Source organism: Paenibacillus senegalensis JC66 (assembly GCF_000285515.1).
GTDB classification, from domain to species: domain Bacteria; phylum Bacillota; class Bacilli; order Paenibacillales; family NBRC-103111; genus Paenibacillus_L; species Paenibacillus_L senegalensis.
Window position 1 is genome coordinate 630,881 of sequence record NZ_HE610959.1, and the last position, 25,447, is coordinate 656,327.

Below are 25,447 nucleotides of genomic sequence, written 5' to 3' on the forward strand. Positions count from 1 at the left end.
ATGTTTTCCGTCCAACTTTTTTAAATTCAATGAAAATGGGGCGTCCAGCGGTCAGTCAACGCTGATTTTCTTGACAGCCCCAATTCGCCTCGCGATCCGCTATAGCGGCGATTGTATGCGATTTTTCTGTGAAAATAAAACGCCTCGCCCCGCATGATGAGCAATCTTGAGTTAATCGATCTTAATTACATAACTTGTTACGAAATTTCATCTGAAACACTGGCTGCAGCTCCTTAATAGCTTAAAGCCCTGCATTTATACGATTCGTCATACAAATCTCGGGCATTCGTACCTTAATCCCCTGAATTTGTACGATGTTTCATACAAATCTTGGGTAATCGCACCTCAATCCCCTGAATTTGTACGATGTTTCATTCAAACCTCCGGTAATCGCACTTCAACCGCATGAATTTGTACGACATTTCGTACAAACGCAGGCAACAAGCCCGAACAGCCGGCGAACCCCGCCAACCTTGGCTATTTTCATGCTGGAGTTCTGCCTGAGAATTCAATGGCATGACGGTTTTCGCATACACTTTCGCATATAATTCGCCTCGAGGCCCGCAGCTACGGCGAATGTATGCGGTTTTCCACATACAATTCGCCTCGAGGCCCGCAGCTGCAGCGAATGTACGCGGTTTTCCGCATACATTTCATTTTCAAGCACACCGAAATTAAAAATCCAACAATGTTGATATTACAGCATTCTTCGGATTTGCTTTTTAGTTATCGGCCTGAACTGCCACTTTTCGGATAGCCCCGATTTTCCATTTTATCCTGTAATGAGATTGACAGGAAAGGCGCAAACTACAAATCAACAGGAGGTGATAAACAATGAAGAAGTGGACCCTCTCTTGCCTGGCCGCAATTGCTTTGGTTATGTTCTCTTTTACAGCCAATGCACAACAACCAGCAGCCAGCCCAACTGTTCAAAACGGGAATAATGCTACCCTTCAAAGTCCAGCTGTTCATGATAACCGCGGAACTATGATGAATGACAATCTTAGAACCAACAACATGAACCAAGTGACTCCTAATGCGGGCAACAACCGCAATGATGGAAGAGCGACAACGGCTGGCCGCGCCGACACAGGTTTCAATTACCGGGCTAACGCGGCAAATAACAATGATAACTGGAGCTGGTTAGGGCTGCTTGGATTAGTCGGATTGGCCGGACTTATGGGCCGTAACCGCAATTCCGAGCCGGAAAAATAAGGCTTGTCAGCAAGTCCTTACTTAGCACTTTATCATGGATTTTTGCTTGGAGAACGCGTAAGGGGCTGTCCAAATTGTCAGTGACAAACTGACGACTGGACAGCCCCTTGTTTCCAGATTAAATGGTAATGTGGATAACGGCTGCGGATTAATTAGATTGTAAAAGGGTTTGCTGAGCCAAAGCCAGAGCCCCGCATAAGCCTGCGTTATCACCTAGACCGGGAGGTACTATATAATGCTCCGGGCTCTTCAGAATGGCCTCATGCCGAACATAACCATTAAGAAGCTGCTGCAGCTGCTTGTGAATTAACGGAAACAGCTGCTCCTGCTTCATTACTCCTCCGCCTAAAATAATTTTTTGCGGAGACAGGATTAGAATAATAGCAGCCAGCGACTGGGCCAAATAATAGGCCTCGATATCCCAGGCTATTGAATCCTTCGGCAATTCATTTGCCGGCTTGCCCCATCTTTGCTGCAAAGCCGGGCCGGAGGCCAGCCCTTCCAGGCAATCACCGTGAAACGGGCAAAGACCCGCAAAGCTATCCTGCGGATGCCGGCGAACAAGCATATGACCCATTTCCGGATGAGACAGACCGTGCAGCAATTCACCGGCAATGACAGCCCCTCCGCCGAATCCGGTTCCGATTGTAATGTATACACAGCTGTCTGTTCCTTGAGCCGCACCGAAAGTCCATTCGCCTAATGCTGCTACATTAACGTCTGTGTCAAATCCGATCGGCACCTGAAAGCTTTGTTTAAGTCTGCCAAGAAAATTGTAATCCCCCCATTGCTGTTTGGGAGTACTGGTTATATAACCGTAAGTAGGGCTATTTTTAACGGGGTCTATCGGGCCAAAAGAGCCAACCCCCAGAGCTTGTATTTCATGCTTGGCAAAATAAGCCTCTACCTGTTGGATCGTTTCTTCAGGGGTCGTGGTGGGAAACTGCGTACGATCCAGCACCTTTCCATCAGCTGTACCGACTCCGCATACAAATTTGGTACCGCCGGCTTCAACAGCACCGAGTAATGTCGTCGTCATGTGTCCTGCTCCTTCCTAATCTCCTGCTTGAACATTTAAAGAATCATCCTCTTACTATATACCTGACCGCAGAGCAGAGACAAGCAATAAAAACCGGAATGGTTGTTAATTTAACGGGTAACTAACCGGCGATCATGCAGCAAGCTCCGTGTCTGCAGCTGAGCATATGGGCCACAGAAGCTATTGTCCCGTTACCGTTACCTGGTTGCTTTCTGCATGAATCCATTGAAGCAGTTCAATTAAATCTTGAAGTCTGGATGAAGAATGGGAATAAAAACGCTGAGGCTCTTTGTTTTTTATTGCAGCTGCTTCCCTAATCAAACCATGCCAAGCCTTAGGCGCAACCTTCAGCCCATATTCAGCGGCCCCTAATTTACTCGTAACGGCTCCTTCTCTCAAAGTATAGTACTGCCTTAGCATTCCCAGCACACACCATTCCACCGTTTCGTCCAGCTCGCGCTCGTCCAGCGCTGCTGCCAAATGACGGCTCGCTTCCTGCTGCTTCGCCTGCAAGCGGTGAATCCAGTTAACCCAATAGGTGTTCATATTGGATAATACATAACCGCTTAATTTCTCCTTAGAGATATCGTATTGAAGAGGAACCGCTTGACCGTATACGCACACACCGTAGTGAAGAAGCAGCCACCAGGTTACCGGATTTATATCCGCACCACGCCCGTCCCCATGCAGCTGTTTGTTGTAATACGTAGGGAACCGAGAAATCTCATGATCGGATTTACCTAAATCTTCTTCGGACAGATACGCTCCCATGATCGTAAACCCGGGAATTTGCCGTTCAACCTCTTCGTGCGCCTCGCGAATCGCCTGATAATCAGCCTCTGATGCTGATTGCTTCAAAACGACGATAAAATCTATATCGCTTTTGCCCGGCACATAAGCATCAAGGACAGTGGAGCCGTACAAATAGATGGCGATCAGCTGGCTGTCCAGCTTTTTATATAATTCATCTCCCAGCCTCTTCATAATTTTGGTTACGTCCGCAGGTATCAAGTTGATCCCTCCCTTACCCCTAGTCTCAGATCTCTAACAACCTGTTTATCCATTGGGAACCGAATACAGAAAAGGAGGTTACCTTCGTCGTCAAAGGCAGCCTCCATTCACGTTTTGGATTAAGGGATGTCTCCATTTGCAGTAGCTGCAAACAGAATTCCTCTGCCGGCAAGTTCTAGTCATACAGATGAACCGATATCTCCTCCAAACCCCTATGGACAGGTCCGCATGAATGGCTCCCGCATACTTCTAATAATGTTAGTATACTATGGCTTGAAATCGATCTCAACGTATCTGACTAATCCGTTATGGCGAGGATTTCCCAAGAGCTTCCCCCATCTTCGGTTCGAAATAGCCCGGAATCTCCTCCTCCGCCCTGCCCCAATAACAGCCAGCCTCTATCATCAGCAGCCATCTGCAGCCTTACCGGCACCTCGTATTGATCCAGCAGCCCGCTCAGTCCCGAAGCGGGAATAGCTGTCCAGCTCAGCCCGCCATTATTTGTTTTATGCAATACGTCATCTTTTACACCCCAGCCCGTATCCTTGTCCAAAAAAATTAAAGAATGATCAAAGCCGGCTGGTACAAATGTCCAGGTTTCCCCGTTATCCGTGGAACGGAAAAAATCATAAAGAACCTGCATGCCATCCGTCCTTCGCGTTCTAATCCAGCCGTCCGTACGATCCATTCCGGATGCAAAAACGGGGCCCTGATCAATGGTGATGTCCGTCTGCGGAAGCTCTTCGGGAAACTCCAGCAGAGCCGCGCTCCAGGTCACGCCTCCATCCAGGCTCCGGTAAAGCTGGGGGATAGGAGCCGGGCCGGTTACGCTCAACCACCCGGTCTGCCTATCTTGAAAAAACATATCGACAACATGACCATGAAGCGGCAGCTCTGCAGGAATTCTTCCCACTGCATCCCCTTCATACGGGGATAACGAAATCAGTTCCCAATCTATTCCCCCATTCTCCGTTTTGTGCAGCAGCTTGCCAGACTTGCCCATTGCAACGTCATAAACCGAAATCAGCCAGCCAATTTCCGGTGTAACAAAGGAAAGAGCGGCAGGATACCCGGAGCTTGCAAGCTCTGTATGTCCCCACGTATCCCCGCCGTCTTTGGTGTACCAGATATGAATCTGCTGCGCCTCCGTGCTAATGGCCGCCCATCCATGCCGGGAGTCCAGAAATTGCATGCTGGGCAGCCCCACCCCTCTAGCCTTGGGCGCAGGAGTAATGGAAAGCCAATTTTCACCGCCATCCTCTGTACGGTAAACAGACAGTCCTTCATTCGCATCACTCCAGGCGAACCCCGTCCGATCATCCAGCATTTGGAAATCCACGACCCGCGCTGGCGATAATGTCTCAACTTGCGGGATACCCGCATCTGGCGAAGGTGAGGTGATGGTGAATACAGGTATGTCTTGCTGGGGAGCCGGGCTATAAACATCTGCAACGGGAGTGGTCGCGTTCACCTCTGACCCTAAAGAAAAACCGCTGTCCTGACATGCAGTTAAAAGAAATGCGGACAAAACGGCTGCAGCTGCTTTTTGAATTGTACGTTGGTTCATAGCGACTTCCACTCCTATCCGCTTGGCAGCGTATCTCTTTGTAGTATATCTCTCTATTTAACACCATTTAGCAGATAAGAAGCTAGAAGCATCCTATTTTTTTCAAGATTCCGTATGAAAAACATGCAGTAATCCTCGTAGTCTTAATGATAGGGAAAACGATCAGCCCACCCCTCGCGCACCCCTATTTTCAAGATGTATTAGAGAGCTATCTCCCTTGCTGCTATCGCTTAAAGACCGGGAACCTGGCGATGTCCGGCTCTGCAAATATGATTTGTTAGGCAGCAAGTGCTGAGCCTGCACAAACCGGATCGTGCCGGATTTCGCCCGCATGACCATGGAATGGGTCTCCGCTCTTTGTCCCGGCAAATAGCGCACACCTTTAAGAAACTCGCCGGACGCGATTCCGGTTGCCGCGAAAATCACATCCCCTTGCCCGACAAGATCCTCCAGCTGCAGCAGCGCATGCGGATGGCGGATACCCATTTGCGCGCAGCGCTCCAGCTGTTCATCGGTTTCGGGCAGCAGCCTGCCTTGGAAATCTCCTCCTAAACAGGTCAAAGCAGCTGCGGCCAGCACCCCTTCAGGCGCTCCTCCTGAACCCATATACAAGTCGATACCGGACTCAGGAAAGGCAGGGGCAATAGCTCCGGCGACATCTCCGGCGGGAATAAACTTGATTCTCACCCCGATATTCCGCAGAGCGTTAATGAGCTCATTATGACGTTCCCTTTCCAGAATCATGACAGTCAGATCGGAGACCGCCTTGTTCAAAGCCTCCGATGCTTTCAACAGCGTAACTTCCACAGGATCATCCAGACTAAGCTTTCCTTTAAGCGCAGGACCGGCTGCTAATTTCTCCATATATACATCGGGGGCATTAAGCAAATTCCCTTTCGGCGCTATCGCGATGACGGAAAGCGCATTATTCAAGCCTTTGGCCACAATTTCCGTTCCTTCAAGCGGATCGACAGCGACATCCACTTCAGGGCCTTCACCCGTGCCGACCTTTTCTCCAATATACAGCATGGGGGCCTCATCCATTTCTCCCTCGCCAATCACCACTTCTCCACGAATGCTGACGGAATGAAACATTTCCCTCATGGCGGAAGTAGCCGCTTCATCGGCTTCCTCCTTTTTGCCCCTTCCCATCCAAGGGGCAGAAGCCAGAGCTGCGGCTTCCGTCACCCGAACAATTTCCAATGCTAGCTCTCTTTCCATAAGCTGGCTCCTTCCTCAAAATGCTCTGAATGTCTGGTAATAGGACTAGCAGTCCTCCTGGTTCAAGGCCACTCCGCTGCCGGCTTGCTGCGCGGAATTCCCCGGTTTGCATGAAGCGCCGGAGCAGACGCTGTAGTAGACAGTGACCTTCTCCGTATCCAAAGTGCCGATCAATTCGCCGCAGTACTGGCAGTGTATACTTCCTAGCAGCGGCATGGAACCATTCATTTTCTCCATATCTACCCCACCTTTGTAGAAGTTTGGAGCGGATGGCATACTTGCTGCAGCATATCCAGCACCCGGCATGCATAGCCCCATTCATTGTCATACCAAGCCAGCAATTTTAGCTGTCTTCCGTCACTTGCCAGAGAAAGTCCGTCGATAATGGCGGAGAATGAATTCCCGGTAAAATCTGTTGAAACCAATGGCTCATCACACCAGCTAATATAGCGGTTGTAGAGCGGTGAGGTCTGAAAGACGGTCCGCACCTCTTCTGCGGAAGGAGCGGACCGAAGAGTTAAGGTAATATCCGCAATAGACACATTCTGTACAGGTACTCGTAAGGAGAGCCCGCGGATTTTCTTGGATAGATGCGGGAGCACCGCTGAGAGTGCTTTGCCGATGCCGGTTGATGTCGGAACGATAGAGTGAGTACAGGCACGTGCCCGGCGCAGATCAGCGTGAGGGTTATCCAGAGCCCTTTGATCGCTTGTGTAAGCATGAACGGAAGTAACCCAGCCTTCTTCAATCCCAAATGCCGTGTCCAGCACATACAGAAGAGGCGCTGCGCAGTTGGTGGTACATGAAGCAGTGGATAAAAGCTGATGCTGCTTCGGGTCATACAAATGATCATTGACGCCCATCACCGCTGTGAAATCCAGCTGTTTGCCCGGTGCGGTAACGATAACTTTATGCGCTCCTGCCTGCAAATGCTGCGAAGCCCCGCTGCGGTCCGTGAATTTTCCGGAAGCATCTATAACGATTTGCACACCCAGACTTTTCCAAGGTATACGGTTAGGCTGCCGTTCATAGGTGACTCTAACCGGCTGTCCGTTAATGATCAGCAGGTCGTTCCCGTCTGCCTTGACCTGAGCATTCCATGGACCGTGAATCGTGTCATATTTGAGCAGATGTACGATGGTGTCCAGCGGATGCACAGAATTTATGGCTGTAATCCGCGGGGCCTGAACCTGCTGCCCGGTATTCATTTCAAATGCTTTTCGCAAAAGCAATCGACCAATTCGGCCAAGTCCGTTGATCCCTACTCCAACCCCATCTCCCAACACTATAAAACACATCCTTTTTCCATTAATTTCACATATATTGTACATTAAATAAAAATAATACACAATATATATCACACTATTTAAACATATATTATTTTTCTAATCATGATATAGAAGAATAATGACGATTTATACTAAACTGAATTCTTTTCGTAGAAGGTAATCCTGTTGCAGGAAATGGATTCATCCAACAATAAAAAAGGTATAAATTCGGCACATAACCGAATTTATACCCTGATTAAGGTTTCTAGCGCACCCTCGTATTTGTAATTTAAACCAGCGTAACCTTGCATTCCAATGCCTGCAGCTGTTCCAAAATTTCCGCGCTAATGTTTCGATCCGTCACGACCTCGTCCACCTCTTCAAGCAGTGCTACACGGGTAAAAGCCTGAATCCCGAATTTGCTTGAGTCTGCCAGCAAAATGACCCGTTCCGCGGCTTGAATCATCTTTTGCTTGATTCTCGCCTGCAGTTCAGTTGATTCACTGATTCCTCTTGTCAGATGAACACCCTTGGCAGATAAAAATAATTTGTCCACATGATAAACCTCCAACGAGCTTTCCGCTAACGGTCCGACAAATGACATCGAACGGCTCGCTAAAGTCCCGCCTGTGGATACCACCTCTATCTTCTCTTTCATACTAAGCTCTGTCGCTACCCGGATCGAGTTGGTCAATACGGTAAGTGGGATATCAGGCAGGATAGACGCCATATACCACGCCGTTGTACTGGCATCAAGAAGAATCCTCTCCCCCGGCTCAATAAGCCGGATGGCCGCTTCTGCGATTTGCCTTTTCTCCTCGGTATTCATCACTTCCCTGATAAAGTAAGGAGTTTCCCGGTTCTGCTCCTTAATGCTGACGGCCCCACCATGAGAACGCTGCAATTTGCCTTCCCGCTCCAGCCGGTCCAGGTCGCGGCGGATCGTTTCCTCAGTGACCTCGCATAACTTGCTGAGCTCTGTTACCCGGATGCTTCCTTTTTCATTGACCAGCGCTACGATTTTGTCCAAACGTTCAGCAACCAGCATAGCCAACCTCTTTCCGCCGTTTATGATATCTGCTTTCGAGCTTCTGCTCCTCCGTATTCCAAAGCTGCCCGGCACCGGGATCAGCTTTCCTTAAGCCCAGTCTTTTGCAAAAAGCTTCCATAGGCGTGCCTCCACATTTCCAGGCTTCCGGGTTCATAGATGATTACCGGAAATGAGTCTCCGATAACCTTCCTGGCTTCCCATATGTCCGCTAATTCTCCCTGTGAAATCCATTGCACAGCCAAATTTCCTATCGCGCTACCTTCCGCTGGTCCAGCCCATACCGGTCTGCCGATCGCATTAGCTGTCCATTGGCACAGAAGCTGATTTTGAATACCGCCGCCCACCATATGCAGCCCGTCAAAGGCTTGGCCAGACAGCTGCTCGGTCTGATTCAGCACATACCGGTATTTTAACGCAAGACTTTCTAAAATGCACCTGACGATGCCTTCGGGCTCCTGAGGAGGGGACTGGCCGGTCTGCAAGCAGTACTCCCTGATCCGTTCCGGCATATTGCCCTGCGGCAAAAATCGTTCATCATCGGGGTCTATATAGGCGGCAAAAGCAGGGGCTTGCTCAGCCATTTGCAGCAGCTCCGGAAAACTGTAAGCGCGGCCTTCCTGCATCCATTGCCTCCGGCATTCCTGCAGTATCCATAACCCCATAATGTTCTTAAGCAAACGGAAAGTTCCGCAGACTCCCCCCTCATTACTGAACTTTAGCTTGCGCGCCAATTCGTGAATAACCGGCTGCTCCACCTCCGTTCCCATTAAAGACCAAGTACCGCAGCTGAGGTAGGCGAAAGGACGCTTAGAAGCCGGCACCGCAGCAACAGCGGAAGCAGTATCATGCTCGCCTGCGGCTACCACGGGAATGCCTGCGATGCCAAGCTCATGTTGAAGACGGGAATGGAGCTGCCCTACTGCTGTTCCCGGCTGAACCACAGAGCCGAACCAACCGGGCGAAAAGCCAAGCTTGCTAATGATGGTATCGTCCCAGCGCTTTAGCGTAGGATGAAACAGCTGAGTCGTTGTGGCGTTTGTAAACTCCCCCGCCATCTCTCCTGTTAAATAATAACGCAAGAGCTCGGGGATCATCAGCAGCCGATCCGCGGCAGCAAGAAGAGGAGAATTTGCCTTATGCAGCGCATAGAGCTGGAAGATGGTGTTAAAAGGGAGAAGCTGTATCCCTGTTCTAGAGAACAGCTCCGCTTCCGGAATTTTTTTGAACAGCTCGCTCATGATGCCAGCCGTATGCGAATCCCGATAATGATACGGATTCCCGAGCAGCTCGCCGTTTTTAGCGATAAAGCCAAAATCAACGGCCCACGAATCTATCGCCATACTATTAAGCGTAATCCCCTGATGCTTGACCTTTAACAGTCCCTGCTTAATCTCATGGTAAAGGCGCAGAATATCCCAATAGAGCCGCCCTCCCGCATGAACCGGATCGTTAGGAAAACGGTGAATTTCTTCAATTTCCATCTGCCGGTCAGTCAAACGGCCAAGGATTGCTCTGCCGCTGCTGGCCCCAAGATCAAAGGCAAGCACGCTCACCAGCTGACACCGTCCTTGCCTCTCGCCGCGATTCTATCCGCATACCCGCTTTCCAGGTAAGCTTTCATCGGATCGCGGGGGAGTCCCTGTTCTTCCCGGACAGCATGCAGGAGTGGAGTGACATCGAACTCGAAAGCACGGCGGACCGCATCTTCAGCGCCAAGCACATCCCCTTTTTCCTGGGCCTGCCGGACTTCATCATGATGGATTAACAACGCCTTCGCATACTGTGTCTGCACATTCAATACGGAGCGAAGCATGGCCGGGATCTTGGGCTCAATATTGTGGGATTGATCAATCATATAAGCTATCGAATTGACAGTATCCCGAAGTGCATCATTCCCCTCCGCGGCAGCCAGCTGGATTTGGTAAAAAATAAGGAACAGCTCATAAGGATTCACCGAACCGACAATTAAGTCATCATCAGCGTATTTGCGGCTGTTGAAATGAAACCCGCCGAGCTTTTGCTCGTCAATGAGGAGGGCGACAATATGCTCAATATTGGTTCCTTGCGGATGGTGCCCCGTATCAACCAGAACCTGTGCCTGCGAACCCAGCTTGAGCGCATAATTGTAGGCCATTCCCCAGTCTGCCAGATCTGTATGATAGAAGGCCGGCTCAAAAAATTTATATTCAATAAGCATGCGCATCGACGGATCCAACGCTTTGTACACTTCTTCAAAAGCCTCCAGCATCCAGGCCTTGCGCTTGCGCAGATGCCCCTGACCGGGATAGTTGGTGCCATCAGCCAGCCATAGACTAATGTCTCGCGATCCGGTCAGCCTGGCGATCTCCACACATTCCAGCAGATGATCAATAGCCTTGCGGCGTATGGCGGGATCCGTATGGGTTACACTGCCCAGCATGTATTCCTCTTCCTGAAACAAATTAGGATTAACCGCTCCGATCGTAAGCCCCAGGCTCTCGGCGTGGCTTCTGAGCTTACTGTAATCCTCGACTTTATCCCAAGGAATGTGAATGGCTACGGATGGGCACAATCCGGTCAGTTGATGCACCTGTGCCGCATCCTCGAACTTCTCGAACGGATTCCGCGGAACACCGGTTTGCTTAAACACCTTGAAACGGGTTCCGGAATTGCCGTATCCCCAAGAAGGAGTTTCAATTTTCAACTCCGACAAGCTTTTTTTGACAAAAGCCAAATCAATGCCTCTAGCCTGCTGCTGCTCTTCGAACAATGCATAAGCGCGATCTGACATCGTAACGCCCTCCTGATCATGATTAATAGTAACTAACGGGTAAATGCCGCCGGAACTCCGCCGTCAATGGTCAGCATACAGCCTGTCGTCTTGGACGCTTTGCTTGATGCAAAAAAAGCGATACCTTCAGCAATATCCTGAGGAAAAATATTGACCAGCAAGGTTGTGCGCTGCCGGTAGTACTCCTCCAGTTCATCCGGATGAATTCCGTACGCTTCGGCCCGCTCTTGCCTCCAGCGACCGTTCCAGATGGCCGATCCCTGGAGAATTGCATCAGGCAGGATCGTGTTCACGCGGATGCCATATTCCCCGCCTTCCGCAGCTATGCACCGGGCGAGATGCGCTTCCAGAGCTTTAGCCGAGCTGTAAGCGGCAGCGTTCTTGCCCGCATAGACAGAATTTTTGGAGCCGATGAATACCATACTCCCTCCTATGCCCTGCTCCTTCATCTGCCGGAACCCTTCCCTCGCGACCAGAAAATAACCGGTTCCGAGAACATCGATGTTAAGCCTCCATTCCTGAAGACTTGTGTCGGCAAACGGGCTTGAGGTCGCCAGTCCCGCATTGTTGACGATAATATCAACTCCCCCATAATGGAGAGCCGCCTGCAAATAAGCGCTCCTTACAGCCTCTTCATCCGTAACATCAACCTTCACGGCCAAGGCACGGTTTTCCCCGAATTGATTGTTGAGCTCACGAGCGACCTGCTCAGCGCCTTCCAGATTCAAATCTGCGAGCACAACATGAGCCCCTTCTGCCACCAACCGGCGTGCTGCCGCGCCGCCAATGCCTCCTGCCCCGCCGGTAATCAATGCCACTTGTCTTGAAAACTCGCTTTCCGGCGGAGCAAGACTAAGCTTGTAAAGCTCGAGCGGCCAGTACTCGACGTGGAAGGATTCCTCCTCGCTGAGAGAGACGAAACGCCCTACAGCGGTCGCCCCTTTCATCACCGCAATAGCACGGTGGTAGAGCATAGCGCTTACGTTCGCCATCGCCCGGCTCTTTCCAGTGGTGATCATGCCTACTCCCGGAATGAGAATGACCCTTGGCGCCGCCTCGAAACGCTTATCACCATCTTTGCGATAGCGCTCAAAATAGCTTTTATACTGTTCCTTATAATGTCGCAGCCCTTGAATGAGCTGCTGCTTCAGCTGCTCGAAGTCCTGTTCCTCAGCCGGATTCCAGTTAATGAACAATGGCACTACCTTCGTATGCACCAAATGATCGGGACAGGCTGCGCCGATTTGCGACAATTCTCTCGACTCACGTCCGCAAACAAACTCCAATACGTCCGGCTGATCATCAAATGTCAGAATCATTCGCTTCTCATCACTAACTTCGCCCCGGATCACCGGCATGATTTCTGCCGCCAGCTCGCGCCGCTTCTGTGCAGACAGAGGCTGGTACAGCTCGCCTCCGAACGGGGCATCTTCCATTCGGGATGCAATGTACGCTTCAGCCTCCTGTATGATGCTAATCGTTTGATTGTAGCAGGCCTCCGACGTCTCTCCCCAGGTGACCAGGCCATGCTTCTCCATCAATACCAGCTCGGCTGCAGGATTTCCCTTAACCGCTTCGGCAATCATTTTGGATAGAGCAAAGCCGGGACGAACGTAAGGGACCCATACGAACCGGTCTCCGTAAATTTTCTGTGCTATCTCCCTGCCATTGTGCGCGCAGCAAATGCTGATGATCGCATCGGGATGGGTATGGTCCACATGCTTAAATGGCAAGAAGGCATGCAGAAGAGTTTCGATCGAAGACCTCGGGTGCCTGGCGTCAATCATGCAGTGGGCCAAATAAGCAACCATTTCCTCGTCCGGCATTTCATCCTTTTCCATTAACGGCCGCACATCATCCAGCCGCAAACCGGTAAACTGCTCCCTTGTCATTGTTGCCAGATTGGAACCGCTTCCTTTTACAAACATCACTTCCACTTCGCGTCCGCGAAAATCCCTGACCGTCGTTTTGCTGGACGTATTGCCTCCTCCCCAGTTGCAAACTGCGGGATCCGAACCAATCAAATTCGAGCGATACACTAAGCTGTCCAGATCATCTGCAAGCGCAGCAGTGTTGGAATTGTTCCATAAGTTCTGTACCATTCCTGCCAACTCCTTTTTCTCCGCCTAAGTGAAAATAGATTTAGCTTCATAACTGTTTGCATTGTTTTGATTTTGTTTGTTTATTTCTCTTTTTACTATCATAACATTTTTGTTTTATTTTGAATATCTTTATTTACTAAAAAAACAAAAAAACATACTGTGCCCGCCAATATGATTTCCTTTGCAGGATACGAAACTGAAGGCAGCAGTATGTCGTATTATCCAATTAGATGGGCCCGCACGCCGAAATACGTGCAGTATTGCTTACTATAACGGAGTCCAAGCACGTTTCATTTCCTTGACCAATCGTTATATATGTATAAGGAAACTTGTATTGACGTGAGAAGCAAACAATTGAAGCCAAGGAGGACAATAATGCCGCCATACTTTTTACCCCTTATTATTCCCGGAGGAGTGCTGACTCTGCTGGGTGCTTTCTTTTTAACCATCGGTCTCATACGTAAGCTGCCAACCCGTCACTGGGAAGCGACGGTCGGGCAGGTTGTCAAAAAAGGAAAGCTTTTTCCCGGGCTTCCTGATAGCAGCCCTACCTTCCGATATATGGCTCATGATGGCCAAACTTATGAGAGAACATCGCTAATTACGCAAAGACCCGGCATTCCTCCGGGCCGGAACGTGCCGGTATTGTACCATCCGGAAAATCCGAAACGGGCTGTTATCAACACTTTTGCACAGAACGGCTCCGCTTTTATATTAATTGGAAGCATAATAATGGGCGTCGGTTTGATTCTTTTCATTATTCTGCTTGCTCTTTTATTTTCTAACGGCTCTTGATTACCCGGGCGGCCTCACTCTGGAAGAGCAATTCTCCATCTGTGCCGTCATGCGGTTCCGATATTCCGAAGGGGTTACGCCAACCTGATTCTTAAAGACACGAATGAACGTCGAGCGGCTCGAGTATCCGACCTGCTTGGCTACCTCTTGAATTTGCTCTGATGAATCATGGAGCAGCTGTTGGGCGCGTTGGATCCGGTATTCACTCAAGTACTGTAAAAAAGTACGATTGAGCTCTTTTTTCATGAGCTGTCCCAAATAGGAAGGATTCATGCCGAAGTGCTCCGCAACCATATTCAGGCTCATAGCTTCATCCTGGTGACGGTTTTTAATATAGTCGGCCACATTGCGGATCAAAGAAGTCTTGACTTCATATTGCTTGGAAAGAAAGCACTCGGTTATGCTTCTGCATACTTCCTGCAGTCTCCGTTCAACCTCACTCATTGTCGTGCAGGCATCAACAAGGGCAAATACGGAGCAGTCCTTGGTAAAAATCGAAGAGCGGTCGATATTGAGCTCATGGATCATCTTTTCCAGATCCATCAATACGGTATAGACAATATAACGAAAATGATGCCTTGCCCCTTCAGGATGATTTTCGATCCATTGCATCAACTCTTTAATTTTGTCCTCCGCCCGCTGCTGATTATGTTTGCGGATAGCAGCTATCAGCTCATCCTTAAGCTGAATCCATTCATCCATATGCAGGGTGCTCTGATCGGCAGCGGGCAGCTCATCGAAGCGGATTACCTGGCCCTTGCCCCGGTATATCCAATACTGTGCCGCTTTCACGGATTCTCTGTAGGAGTGGGAGAGGGTATCAGCCGTACAAGGCCTTCCTACTCCTATTGTCCACCCGGAATTCCATTCCTGCTGAAGATGCTGATGAGTTTCCAGGAGCAAATCCCGCCATTTCTCCTCGGGAGCAGCCTCCTCAGCGAACAAGACAATCGCAAAGCTGTGATCATTAAGCATGGCTGTTTCCAGCCTGCCCGTATTTTGACTTAACGCCTTACGAAAACGATTTGCAGCCGCAATTAAATACAGCTCCCTATCCCTCGAACCCGGCTCCTCCGCATCCTCCTTCAGAACGGTAATCACCTGATAATAACCCTCCTGCCTGGCAAGCTCCAGAGCAATTACCTCGTCCTTCTGCTGCCAGTCGTTTTTTTCCAACAGATTTAACACGATTTTGTTGCGGATCCATTCTTTGTAGTTCTCAAATACCCCTTCATACGTTTGCGTGGAAATGACCAGCTTCTTAAACACCTCGGGCAAATTGAGCAGCTTTCCCTGATCCACCATACCTCGTTCATGGGATTTGCGCCAGCCTTGTAAAACCGCTTCAAAAGGCCGGTAAAATTTTCTGGTGAAATAATAACTAACGAGCAAGCCAAGCAGTAAAACGATTACGGTGATAACGAACGTCATTCGGGTCATAAAATCGATGGGAGCAAATATCCAGGAAACTGGCACGGCAATCGTGTAAATCCACTGATTATAGCGGGAAGAGGCTTCTGATACAAGCCAATTCTGCTTATCCTCCCTCCATCCCTTCAGCTCTTGCGGGTACCCCGGTTCCAATCGGGAATATATAAATTGTCCATCACGATCATATATTTCCAATAAGAAGGGATATTCGCTTTCAAAATCCTGTAAAAACCGGTTTAGCCTTTCCGTTTTCACATCAATCCCCAAAATAGCGTCTGTTGCCAATCCGTCATGTGACAGCTTGCGGTAAAAAGTGACGACTTCATTATCGCGACGGCTGCGATGGCGATATTGTACCCCGCTTTGACGAACCCCGGTCCAGCCATAGGAAGGCGTATTTTCAGCTGCGAGACCGGCAATAAAATTCCCATCGGTATGTTCCGATATAAGCTGGTTTTGGCTTGCCGTTATCACTCTGCCGGTACTAGGTATGTACAGGAAGAGGGCAGCCATATTGTTGTAAAAACGCTCCTCGTTGCTTAATAGCTCGTAAACCTTTTTTAATTGCAGCTGCTGATCCTCCTCATGATGAAAAAGCTGCTTGCGCTCCAAAAAGACATACTGCTGCAAATTATATTGATTGGAAAGCTTTAACACCGAGCGGTCGAAATCCTGAAGCAAAGTATCCAGACTTGTTCGGATCTGGGTTACTTGGGAGTCGTTCATCATCGAGATTTGATGCTTCAATTTGTCCGAATAAGCAATGTACAAAGGAAATGTGAGAAGTGCGATCACGGCTACCACACACAATGCAAAGTAAAGAGGCAAACGGCTGTAAAATAAACGCTTGCAAAACTCACTCACCAAACGTTTCAAAGACCTCAATGCTTCATTCCCCCTTTTCCGCTTTCCACTGAGCAATCGCATCGCTCATTTCCTGCATCGCTTCACGTCCGCCCGTAGCCAGCCACTTGTCCACAAACTGCTCAAAGCCCTCCTCTACCGGGAGTTCGCCCATGATCATCCGGTTAAAGTAATCCTTCACCAATTCATCGGATGTGATTTTAAAAGAAATCCATTGGGGAGTCATTACATGATAAGCGGCAGGCTCCACAAGATAACGGTTCACCCGCTGTAGATTCTGCTCCACCATGGCAGTAAAGCCGGGATCGATGCTTTCGCGTAATTCAAGATATGATGCGCTGGTCATCTCCGACCACTTGACCAAGCCCCAATTCAGTTCATGCAATCCGCCATATACGTCGGTGTGAAAACCGGGATCCTTGATCCGCTCCTCCATATTCAACACACGCCGCGGCCCCTCAACTGTATAGTGAATCCCTTCCACCCCGAACAGAGTCAGCTCGCGCCCCTCCGGTGATAGTAAAAAGTCCAAAAGCCGCGCCGCCGCTTTGGGATTCTCAGCTTTATTCGTAATGACCGTATAGCCCCAAAAATCCGAGCCGCGCGAATACCCTCTTAAGCCCTGCGGTCCGGCCATAGCCGGCATTGTAATCAGCTTCGCATTTTCCTGCTGCTCCTGAATGCGGGTCTGCTTTTTCAGCAGCTTTTCGAAATTCATGCTGTCCAGCATCACTCCAATTTTGCCTTCCATAAATAACGGCCGGGTTTGGGTTATGCTTTCCATAGAAATCGAAGCCGGGTGAATCAGCCCCTCTTCATAGAGCTGTCTTGTAAATAGCAATGCCTCTTTAACCTCAGGCTGAATGACCCAATACTCGTATTGATCGCCAACCTGCAAAAAACCGGTGCTCTGGACATCAACCGGTATCCCCCAAGCGCCCATTATATATTTCACCATTGAATAAATACCGTTAATTAATACCCCATCAGTTTCCTGGCCTGTTCCTGTAGGATCTCCATATTTAAACGCTTTCAAAGTTTGCTGGAATTCATCCAAGGTAGACGGAATCGGCAAGCCCAGATTAGACAGCCAATCTTCGCGGATATGCCAGACATAATGGCCCGCGCTTCCCTCCGGATATTCATCTTTTAGCGGCAGACCGTAGTGTATACCGTTAATGCGGAGATCATCATATTTCGGTTTTCGTACTGCTTCGCTTAAATAAGGCAGGTCTTCAAGCAATTCGTCATCAAAAGGAATGAGAATCCCGTCATTTACCCACTTCTGGAATCGGCCCCTTCTGTCGCTGTCCACAATCGTGATGATGTCCGGGTAATCACCGGAAGCCACCATTATATCCAGCTGCATATCATCCCAAGGTGTAGAGATTATCTCGATTTGGGTTGACGTACGTTTTTCAATCTCTTGCAATAAACGGTCCTCACTGTAATCCAGCTGCTTGTCAAAAGAAAAGATCGAAATAGCATCTCTATGTGCAGGAGCCGGCTCATTCCTTTCACCTCCCGATGGAACATAGCAGCCAGCATTGGATACCAGCAGCACAGCACACAATAACCTTGCGGTAAATCGTTGAGAGTATTCAATCATAAAAAGCCCCCCTTAAAGATTACCCTTTCCTATATTTTTCATAGTACCATAGCTGCCCAGGCAGCTAGGAATAGCTTTGCAATCCTAGTCATCCGCGGCAGGAACATGCCTGCATGGAGAAAAAGCCCCGGTTATTCCGGGGCTGAGCCAATACAGGCTAAAACGATTATATAGGGTAATCCTCTATTGTCTCTATTGGATACCCATCCACTCCCTGCCAATGTTGTTCGCCTGCATGACCTCGTTTACTTCCTCAATGATTGCCGCGCCCCCATTGTTAAGATAAGTTTGAACCATTTGCTCCCACTGAGATATAGGCACTTGTCCTGAGATCATTTGTACCTGGGTGACATAAGCTTCTCTATACAGGCGGGTGTGATTAGCCATATAATTCTCCGAGTAGACACGATGTATGGGATTGATATAATGATCATGCTCCGCATGCATGGTTTCCAGTGATGCAGCTACATTTTTTTGCAGTGGAATGCGGTAAGTTTCAGAGGAGCGGTTGGCCTCATCATTCGGTGCCCAGGGTCTTTCCGATAAGTAGTTGCGCGGCTGCAGTCCCCGGGATTCCGGCTCGTTAACGACGACTCCGTCTTCCATCGTGTAGCCTTCCCCCTCATATCCCATGAACCAATCGAAATCTTCATTGTCAGGATTGCGGTCCTCCAGATCATGCCAGATTCTGGCGAAATCAAGCATCTCCAGAATTCGCCTGACTTTGTCCGGCTCGCTGGCCAGCCTTGAAGAAATCGCTGTTAATTGATAAAAGCCGCTGGAAGCCGTATAGCCCTTAGAGCCGTCCGGGGCTTCAAATGGCGGAATCGCCACGATTTCCGCTTCCGGCGCGAGATTCGATAAAGTCTCATAGTTCGCCTGTCCGCGGTTATAGGGCTGATCGGTAAAGATCCCTACTTTGCCGGCGTAAAACTCGTTGAGCGCATCCGTAGCGCTAAAGGTTGCGAAATCCGGGTGAACAGCCCCGGCTTTATGGGCTTCATGAAGCCACGTAATCAGCTCCTTGTAGCCGTCCGATACAAATCCCGGAATGAGCTTTCCTTCTTCATTTTCATGATACCAGGCACTGTGGTCCCAATAAGGTCCGAAGGCATATTCCGGATTAATGGAATTGCTGCCTGCTCCCGGCACAAGGCCATAGGTATCATTGGCTCCATTGCCGTCGGGATCATCAAAGGTAAAGGCAATCGCTACTTCCAGCAGCTCCTCATAATTAGTCGGCATTTCAAGACCAAGATTATCCAACCAATCCTTGCGGATAACCGGTGTCCTCACATACTTATGTGGAAAATACCGGGGGATGCCGTAAATTTGACCGTCAATAGAAAGGGCGTCCCAGGCCGCTTGCGGCACATTCTGAAACGTGTCGAACTCTTCTATGAAATCATTCAATGGAAGAAACGCACCCTGTTTAGCCCAATTGTAGAAGTTGGCGTTAGCATCAGGAAGTCCGATCACATCTGCAATTTCTCCGGAAGCAAATTCTGCCGATAGCTTTTCCGTATAATCGGTGGAAGGAACAAACTGGGGCTTCAAATCTACATTAAATCGTTCGTTAATCATTTGCACCCCCCGTCCGTCCAAAGGCGGCGCATCCCGGGAAACGCTATCAAACATCGTGATTGTAAAGCGCTGTCTATCTTCGTTTGCTCCATCAGCTCCGTTGGCGTTTGTGTTTCCTTCCGGGCTCAGACTCGGTGACGATACAGTTCCCCCTCCGCCGGAACACGCGCTGGTAACCGCAAGCAAACCACAAATAGTCGCTAAAGTCCACGTTTTTCTCATGACAAACCCCTCCGTTTATATAATTGAGCATTTTGCATAATTCGATTTCATCCACATGCGGTAACAAGATATAGACAAAGTAAAACCGTTTTGATCTATATCTTGTTTGATTGAAGCTCCGCTGGGATTTATGCAAAATGCTGACTTAAGCACCTTGTATATTTCGAAGCAAGCTGTTTTTTAAGTTTTTTTGCCTTTGACCTAGCTTTTGATCTTTTTGATCCAGCTTTTGACCAGCTTTGACCTAGCCTTTGACCGAGCCCAGCATCACCCCTTTGGCAAAATGCTTTTGCAGAAACGGATATACGATGACTATCGGAAGTGTGGCCAGTAAAATCGCAGCCATTTGAATCGTTACCGGAGGCGGCTCCAGCTCAGCCAGCAGCTCGAAATTTTGCAGAGTGGACGTCGTTTCATTCAAAATGACAATTTGCCTGAGCACGACCTGGATGGGCCATTTGGCCGGATCATTCAAATAAAGCACTCCGCTAAAATAACTGTTCCAGTGACTGACGGAGTAAAAAAGGCCAAAAGCTGCAAGCGACGGCTTGGACAAAGGAAGAATGACTTTTACAAAAGTCTGAAAATCGTTTGCCCCATCAATGAGAGATGCCTCATTCAGCTCCTGGGGAATTCCCTTGAAGAACTGCCGCATGACGATGAGGTTGAACGGACTAATTGCAGTTGGAATGATCAGTGCCCATAAGCTGTTGATCAATCCGGTTTCTTTAACAATCAGATAGGTCGGAATCAATCCTGCCGAGAATAAAAAGGTGAACAGCACCGCCATCAAATAAACTCTTTGTCCCAGCATAGGGCGCGACAAGGCATAAGCCATCGTTGAAGTCATGGCCAAATTGACGGCTGTTCCGATTATGGTGACATAAGCGGTGACCCATAAGGAGCGGATGAAATTTTGTGAGCTTAATATATATTGATAGGCATCCGTCACCCATTCCCTAGGCCAAAGCAAAATATTGCTGGATAAATAGTCCGCATAGGACGAGAACGAGACCGCGAATATATAGAAAAATGGAAATAGCATCGTAGCCGCTATAAAAGCGAGCACTAAGTAATTGATCCAGTCCGCTATGCGGTCAGCGGTTGAGCGGTGTAACATGTGGTTTCTACCTCCTTCACGCGGGTCATTAGCAGCCTCCCGTTTTAATAGAGACCCTCGTCCCCGAAACGTTTGGCCGCGTGGTTAGCAAGAACAACCAGAATTAAGCCAACCACTCCCTTGAACAAGCCGACCGCTGTTGCCAGGCTGAAATTGCCCTCGCGAATACCTTTGAAATACACATAAGTATCCAATACATTGCCGACCTCCATCGTAAACGGATTCAGCATGAGAAAAATTTGCTCGAAGCCGCTGTCCAATACATTGCCCAACCGTAAAATAAGCAGGATGACGATAACACTGCGGATTGAGGGAAGCGTAATATGCCACAATTGTCTCCAGCGGCTGGCTCCGTCTACGGTGGCTGCTTCATAAAGCTGAGGATTAACAGAAGCCAGTGCGGCAAGAAAGAGAATGGTGCTCCACCCGGACTCTTTCCATATGACTTCGAGCACAATCAACGGCATAAAAAAATCCGGATTCGTCATAAAAGGAATCGGCGCAATGCCAAGGGCTTCAACCAGAAGCTTGTTAATCAGGCCTTCGCTGCGCAAAAAAATCGCAACAATTCCGATAACGACGACCCATGATAAAAAATGAGGCAAGTACACTATCGATTGAATTAGCCGCTTGTAAACCTGATTTCGCACCTCATTCAGCATGAGAGCGAGAATAATCGGGATCGGAAACGCAAAGGCAATTTGCAAGAAAGACAGGTAAAGCGTATTCCATATGACCCGAACCACCTCACTATCTGCGAAAATGGTGCGAAAGTGCTTTAGTCCGACCCATGGACTGTTGGCAAAGCCTTGAAAAGCACTGTAATCCTTAAACGCAATAACAACTCCGGCCATGGGCACATACTTGTAAATAAGGAAATAAAGAAGTCCCGGAAGCAGCAATAGAAAAAGATAGCGCTCCCTCCACAGCCTTTTTAACGATGGGCTGGACATGTTCATCCCCTCCTTCCTGTCGGATTCTAAAAGTAGTATGAGTTGTGTGGCTGCACTCTCGAAGTATACGTTTTCATGCAGCAAATGCTAAGCTTCAGATTTGTTGATCTGTTTCATTTTGGCGGATCCAGCTGTTTCATATTTGCGAATTCGTTGCACAGGACCAAGCTTGGGGGCTGCCATCGTCCATCTATACCACAGAGGCGTAAATAAGATTTCCATAATGCATTATCAGGTGAGCATTTTGCATAATTCGATTCCATCTACAGATGGTAACAAGATATAGACAACTAAAACCGTTTTGATCTATATCTTGTTTGATTAAAGGCCTTTCTGGGATTTATGCAAAATGCTGAGGTAATTAAAAGAACGCCCGTACGGATAACTCAAAGCTATGCTGGAAACACTATGCTCGATTTCAGAAACTAAAAAGGAGAGATTAACAGCCATGCATAGTCAGCAAATGAATCAAGCTCAAATGTCGGCTCAGCAGCAGCCGTTAATGGCGAAACCGCCAAAAGTAATCACGACCAAAGACTGTTCATATTTAAAAGACGAGCTGTCCTGGGAGCTGCTGGCGATGAAAAAATGTCATCACTTCGCCCAAGAGTGTACCGACCCCGAAATCAGACAAGCTATTGATCGGGCAGGGCAAATGCACTTGCGCCACTATCAGATGCTGCTGAAACATTTACAAAACAATAATCAAGCGGAAATGGCAAAGGTTCCGCAAATGCAATCGTAAAGGGGGTTAACTAATGAATAACTATCGAGCTCCGGCTTCAACCGGGCATCAACAGCCAATGAGACCTGGGCAACCACAAAGGATGGGACATGCTCAGAGTCATCAAAGTATGAATCCACAGAGATCGGGCTATGCTCAAAACCAGCAGCACACGAATCAGCAAGGTATGGGCTTCTCCCAAAACCAGCAGCACACGAATCAGCAAGGTATGGGCTTCTCCCAAAACCAGCAGCACATGAATCAGCAAGGTATGGGCTATTCCCAAAACCAGCAGCACATGAATCAGCAAGGTATGGGCTTCTCCCAAAACCAGCAAGGTATGAACCAGCAAACTATGGGGTATGGTCAGGGGCAACAGACTGCGGGGCAACAAGGCATGGGGCTGTCACAAGGGCAGCAGTCCGGTGGCAGCATGACGATTAAGAATCCTAAATCTCCGGCAGAGCCAAAGGTCAAAGGTCCTCAGATGAATGACCGTGACCGGGTGAACGATATCCTCGCTATGGAGAAATACTTAACCGACAGCTTCAATGTCGCTGCTAGGGAAGCCAGCCACTCTTCTTTGCATCAAGATCTCATGACAATTCTGAATGAAACCCATCAATGTCAATATGACTTGTTTGAACTTATGTTCCGTAAAGGCCATTACAAGCTGTCCGCTGCTCAACAACAGGAGCTGGATCAGGCTTATCAGCAATTTAGCGGTTATTCCAGCCAATTCCCTTATCCGTCCTCCGGCGGATTACAGTAAGAAGTAATTATTTCGCACCGCGTGAGCATCAAACACGCGGTGTTGCGCTGTATAATGGCCGCCAGTGGTATAGATTTTCCTCCCGGCACCCGCATACATTTCCTCCAGCGGCACCCGCATAGGCCAAATGTATGCGAAATATTGCCTTCAAAAGACAGGTGCCTGATCAAAAGCAGCTTTTTAATGCGGCGCCTTAAAAGTCAACACCCAAGAGTGGCTTAAATCACCATTCTTGGGTGTTTAATTTTGACACCTTACATGCAAGAGGGTTTATTAGGCAGCTCTTCAATTTCAATTAGGCACATTACCTAGAAAGCAACATAAACTGAAGTAAGAAATAACCACTCGAACAAGAGGAGGTAATGTTACCCCATGCAACGCCGAGCGACCTCTTATGCAGCCCCTGGGCGAAACAGTTATCCAGCTGCCGCCGTCCAGTCACGCCAACCGGCTGCGGCCAGCAGTCATGAGCAAATCCTGGATCAAAAAATCGGTGATGTGACCGGTGATGGTGTTCCTGATCTTGTATATTTAACAGGCAAAAAGCAGGCGGACAGCCCATACATTCAACAAATTACTTTACATGTCACAGACGGGCAGACACGGCAGACGACTGCGGTAGCACTCCCCCAAAACAGTGGATATCATCCTACCCTCCAGCTAACTGATGTTACAGGAAACCGCATCCAGGACATTCTCATTGTCATTGATTCGGGAGGCTCAGGCGCCTTTATTTTCAGTTATGTTTATTCCTATTTAAACAATCGCCCGCAAGCCCTTTTTGATTCAGACGCCTACAATCAGCACCATAAATATAATGTAACCTATTTAGACGGATTTCGCGTCCGCGCTGTCAGTCATCAGCCGCAAGCCAGCTATATCATTGATCTTACCTATAAAGGCCGGGACTATTTATCGGAAATCTACACAAGCAGCGGCAAGCTGAAGCAGCCCATACAAGGTGATGTTAATGCATTGAGCGGCCTGTATCCGATCGATTTTGACCGGGACGGACAGTCTGAATTAATGGCTTTGCAGCGGATAACAGGTCGTTACAATGCCGATGGTTTGGGGTATTTCATGAATGTTCTCAAGTGGAATCGCGACCGTTTTGATGTAAGTCAGCAGTGGGTATGGATCAGTGGGGCTAACGGCTAAAAACTGTTACGCTTGACTTCCCTTTACTAGTTCTCAATTCCCGGCAAATGGATTATTCTTGCTCTATAAAAATAGGACCCAAAACCGTTCTAGAGGTGTTTTTGGGTCTTTTCCCTATGTGCCGGGGCCATGGTAAAATACAGGTAGGGGAGCAGTGCGGGTGATCCAATTGTTAGCCTTACCTCCCTGTACTCTAGCTTTTGGAGGGGACATCTATGAGCAAGTCTTTAACCGACTTCGTTCCTGACTCTCTTCCCTTAACGATAAGAGAGCATATTCAGACTGGAGAGGTTACGGACAAAAGCTGTTCCAAGCTTGCTACTACTTTGTATGTGAACCAGACTATACCTGTCTTTTTAAAAATCGGCGCCAAGGGCAGTCTCGAAAGAGAAATGAACATGAGTCAGTTTCTCTACCGTTATGAGTTAGGGCCGAAGATCATCGCGTACAGCAGCAGCGAAACCCACGATTATTTACTAACTGAAGCCCTGCCCGGCGAAAATGGAACATCACCCCGGCATCTCCGAGATCCCGAGGAGCTGGCTGCCGCATTCGGCCGCTATTTGCAAAAGCTGCATTCTTTGCCAACAGACGGCTGCCCTTTCCCGCAGCGTACACAGGAAATGTGGGAAGAAGCGCGCAGAAGAGGCGCAGAGCTCGAGGGCTTAATGGCCCTTCCCTACTCTCCTAAAGATAATGTTGTAATCCATGGCGATTACTGTCTCCCCAACATCATCATGGATCGCTTTTCACTGCGGGCTTTTATTGATCTTGGCGCGGGTGGCATCGGAGACCGTCATCACGATCTTTATTGGGGACTATGGACTCTTCACTATAACTTACAAACAAATGCTTACCAGGAAATTTTCTTGAATGCCTACGGGATCCATGACGTTGACCCCGAGGGCTTGATCTATTTCGGTGAATTGAATAGGTTACTGGAATGATCCTAACGCCTCTATCGGGATCAG

At 48.7% G+C, this 25,447-nt stretch carries 21 protein-coding genes; 6 read left to right on the forward strand and 15 right to left on the reverse strand.

Features of this window, described 5'->3' with window-relative positions:
• The first annotated feature begins 834 nt into the window (after nucleotides 1-834).
• Entirely contained in the window at nucleotides 835-1,215 is a 381-nt protein-coding gene (locus tag PSHG_RS31535; protein WP_010274167.1) for a WGxxGxxG-CTERM domain-containing protein, read from the forward strand.
• Between the two features lie 148 nt (nucleotides 1,216-1,363).
• Here the strand turns inward: PSHG_RS31535 and PSHG_RS14980 are convergent, their stop codons facing one another.
• The 10 genes from PSHG_RS14980 to PSHG_RS15030 form a co-directional block, all read right to left on the reverse strand.
• Nucleotides 1,364-2,254, reverse strand: coding sequence for an ROK family protein (locus PSHG_RS14980; protein ID WP_010274170.1), 891 nt, complete (start codon nucleotides 2,252-2,254; stop codon nucleotides 1,364-1,366).
• Nucleotides 2,255-2,434: 180 nt separating this feature from the next.
• Nucleotides 2,435-3,265, reverse strand: coding sequence for a nucleotidyltransferase domain-containing protein (locus PSHG_RS14985; RefSeq protein WP_010274173.1), 831 nt, complete (start codon nucleotides 3,263-3,265; stop codon nucleotides 2,435-2,437).
• Between the two features lie 298 nt (nucleotides 3,266-3,563).
• Nucleotides 3,564-4,832, reverse strand: a complete 1,269-nt coding sequence (locus PSHG_RS14990) for a WD40/YVTN/BNR-like repeat-containing protein (RefSeq protein ID WP_010274175.1) — start codon at nucleotides 4,830-4,832, stop codon at nucleotides 3,564-3,566.
• Nucleotides 4,833-4,994: 162 nt separating this feature from the next.
• Nucleotides 4,995-6,053 (reverse strand): class II fructose-bisphosphatase, encoded by a 1,059-nt coding sequence (gene glpX / locus PSHG_RS14995; RefSeq protein ID WP_010274177.1) that lies wholly within the window; start codon nucleotides 6,051-6,053, stop codon nucleotides 4,995-4,997.
• Between the two features lie 45 nt (nucleotides 6,054-6,098).
• On the reverse strand, nucleotides 6,099-6,290 hold the full coding sequence (locus PSHG_RS27745) for a GapA-binding peptide SR1P (RefSeq protein WP_010274179.1): 192 nt from the start codon (nucleotides 6,288-6,290) through the stop codon (nucleotides 6,099-6,101).
• Nucleotides 6,291-6,292: 2 nt separating this feature from the next.
• Complete coding sequence (locus PSHG_RS15005; protein WP_010274181.1) at nucleotides 6,293-7,339, reverse strand: type I glyceraldehyde-3-phosphate dehydrogenase; 1,047 nt, start codon at nucleotides 7,337-7,339, stop codon at nucleotides 6,293-6,295.
• A gap of 271 nt (nucleotides 7,340-7,610) precedes the next feature.
• On the reverse strand, nucleotides 7,611-8,369 hold the full coding sequence (locus PSHG_RS15010; protein WP_010274184.1) for a DeoR/GlpR family DNA-binding transcription regulator: 759 nt from the start codon (nucleotides 8,367-8,369) through the stop codon (nucleotides 7,611-7,613).
• Between the two features lie 80 nt (nucleotides 8,370-8,449).
• Entirely contained in the window at nucleotides 8,450-9,925 is a 1,476-nt protein-coding gene (locus PSHG_RS15020; protein ID WP_010274185.1) for a rhamnulokinase, read from the reverse strand.
• The gene (gene rhaI / locus PSHG_RS15025; RefSeq protein ID WP_010274187.1) at nucleotides 9,922-11,142 is read right to left on the reverse strand and encodes an L-rhamnose isomerase; all 1,221 of its coding nucleotides are present in this window, start codon (nucleotides 11,140-11,142) and stop codon (nucleotides 9,922-9,924) included. The genes PSHG_RS15020 and rhaI overlap by 4 nt, the downstream gene beginning before the upstream one ends.
• Nucleotides 11,143-11,174: 32 nt before the next feature.
• Nucleotides 11,175-13,244 carry a bifunctional rhamnulose-1-phosphate aldolase/short-chain dehydrogenase gene (locus PSHG_RS15030; protein ID WP_010274189.1) on the reverse strand — a complete coding sequence of 690 codons (2,070 nt, stop codon included), beginning with the start codon at nucleotides 13,242-13,244 and terminating at the stop codon, nucleotides 11,175-11,177.
• A 375-nt stretch (nucleotides 13,245-13,619) separates the two neighbouring features.
• Between PSHG_RS15030 and PSHG_RS15035 the strand changes: the two genes are divergently transcribed.
• Complete coding sequence (locus PSHG_RS15035; protein ID WP_010274191.1) at nucleotides 13,620-14,039, forward strand: DUF3592 domain-containing protein; 420 nt, start codon at nucleotides 13,620-13,622, stop codon at nucleotides 14,037-14,039.
• On the opposite strand, the gene PSHG_RS15040 is transcribed toward PSHG_RS15035, so the two are convergent.
• The 5 genes from PSHG_RS15040 to PSHG_RS15060 all read right to left on the reverse strand — a co-directional run bounded on the left by PSHG_RS15040 (nucleotide 14,040) and on the right by PSHG_RS15060 (nucleotide 21,822).
• Nucleotides 14,040-16,355, reverse strand: a complete 2,316-nt coding sequence (locus tag PSHG_RS15040; protein ID WP_010274193.1) for a helix-turn-helix domain-containing protein — start codon at nucleotides 16,353-16,355, stop codon at nucleotides 14,040-14,042.
• Between the two features lie 4 nt (nucleotides 16,356-16,359).
• Entirely contained in the window at nucleotides 16,360-17,943 is a 1,584-nt protein-coding gene (locus PSHG_RS15045; protein ID WP_010274195.1) for an extracellular solute-binding protein, read from the reverse strand.
• 192 nt (nucleotides 17,944-18,135) lie between these two features.
• Nucleotides 18,136-19,749, reverse strand: a complete 1,614-nt coding sequence (locus tag PSHG_RS15050; protein WP_010274198.1) for an extracellular solute-binding protein — start codon at nucleotides 19,747-19,749, stop codon at nucleotides 18,136-18,138.
• Between the two features lie 244 nt (nucleotides 19,750-19,993).
• Nucleotides 19,994-20,869 carry a carbohydrate ABC transporter permease gene (locus tag PSHG_RS15055; protein WP_010274201.1) on the reverse strand — a complete coding sequence of 292 codons (876 nt, stop codon included), beginning with the start codon at nucleotides 20,867-20,869 and terminating at the stop codon, nucleotides 19,994-19,996.
• Nucleotides 20,870-20,913: 44 nt separating this feature from the next.
• A complete protein-coding gene (locus tag PSHG_RS15060) occupies nucleotides 20,914-21,822 on the reverse strand; it encodes an ABC transporter permease (protein ID WP_010274203.1) in 909 nt (302 codons plus the stop codon).
• 448 nt (nucleotides 21,823-22,270) lie between these two features.
• On the opposite strand from PSHG_RS15060, the gene PSHG_RS15065 reads away from it, so the two are divergent.
• From PSHG_RS15065 to PSHG_RS15085, 4 genes are all read left to right on the forward strand, one after another.
• On the forward strand, nucleotides 22,271-22,567 hold the full coding sequence (locus tag PSHG_RS15065; protein ID WP_010274204.1) for a ferritin family protein: 297 nt from the start codon (nucleotides 22,271-22,273) through the stop codon (nucleotides 22,565-22,567).
• A 412-nt stretch (nucleotides 22,568-22,979) separates the two neighbouring features.
• On the forward strand, nucleotides 22,980-23,318 hold the full coding sequence (locus PSHG_RS15075) for a spore coat protein (RefSeq protein ID WP_026021395.1): 339 nt from the start codon (nucleotides 22,980-22,982) through the stop codon (nucleotides 23,316-23,318).
• Between the two features lie 372 nt (nucleotides 23,319-23,690).
• Complete coding sequence (locus tag PSHG_RS15080) at nucleotides 23,691-24,476, forward strand: hypothetical protein (protein ID WP_010274210.1); 786 nt, start codon at nucleotides 23,691-23,693, stop codon at nucleotides 24,474-24,476.
• A 215-nt stretch (nucleotides 24,477-24,691) separates the two neighbouring features.
• Nucleotides 24,692-25,423: an aminoglycoside 3'-phosphotransferase gene (locus PSHG_RS15085; protein ID WP_010274213.1), complete on the forward strand. Its 732-nt coding sequence runs from the start codon at nucleotides 24,692-24,694 to the stop codon at nucleotides 25,421-25,423.
• Nucleotides 25,424-25,447 lie beyond the last annotated feature (24 nt).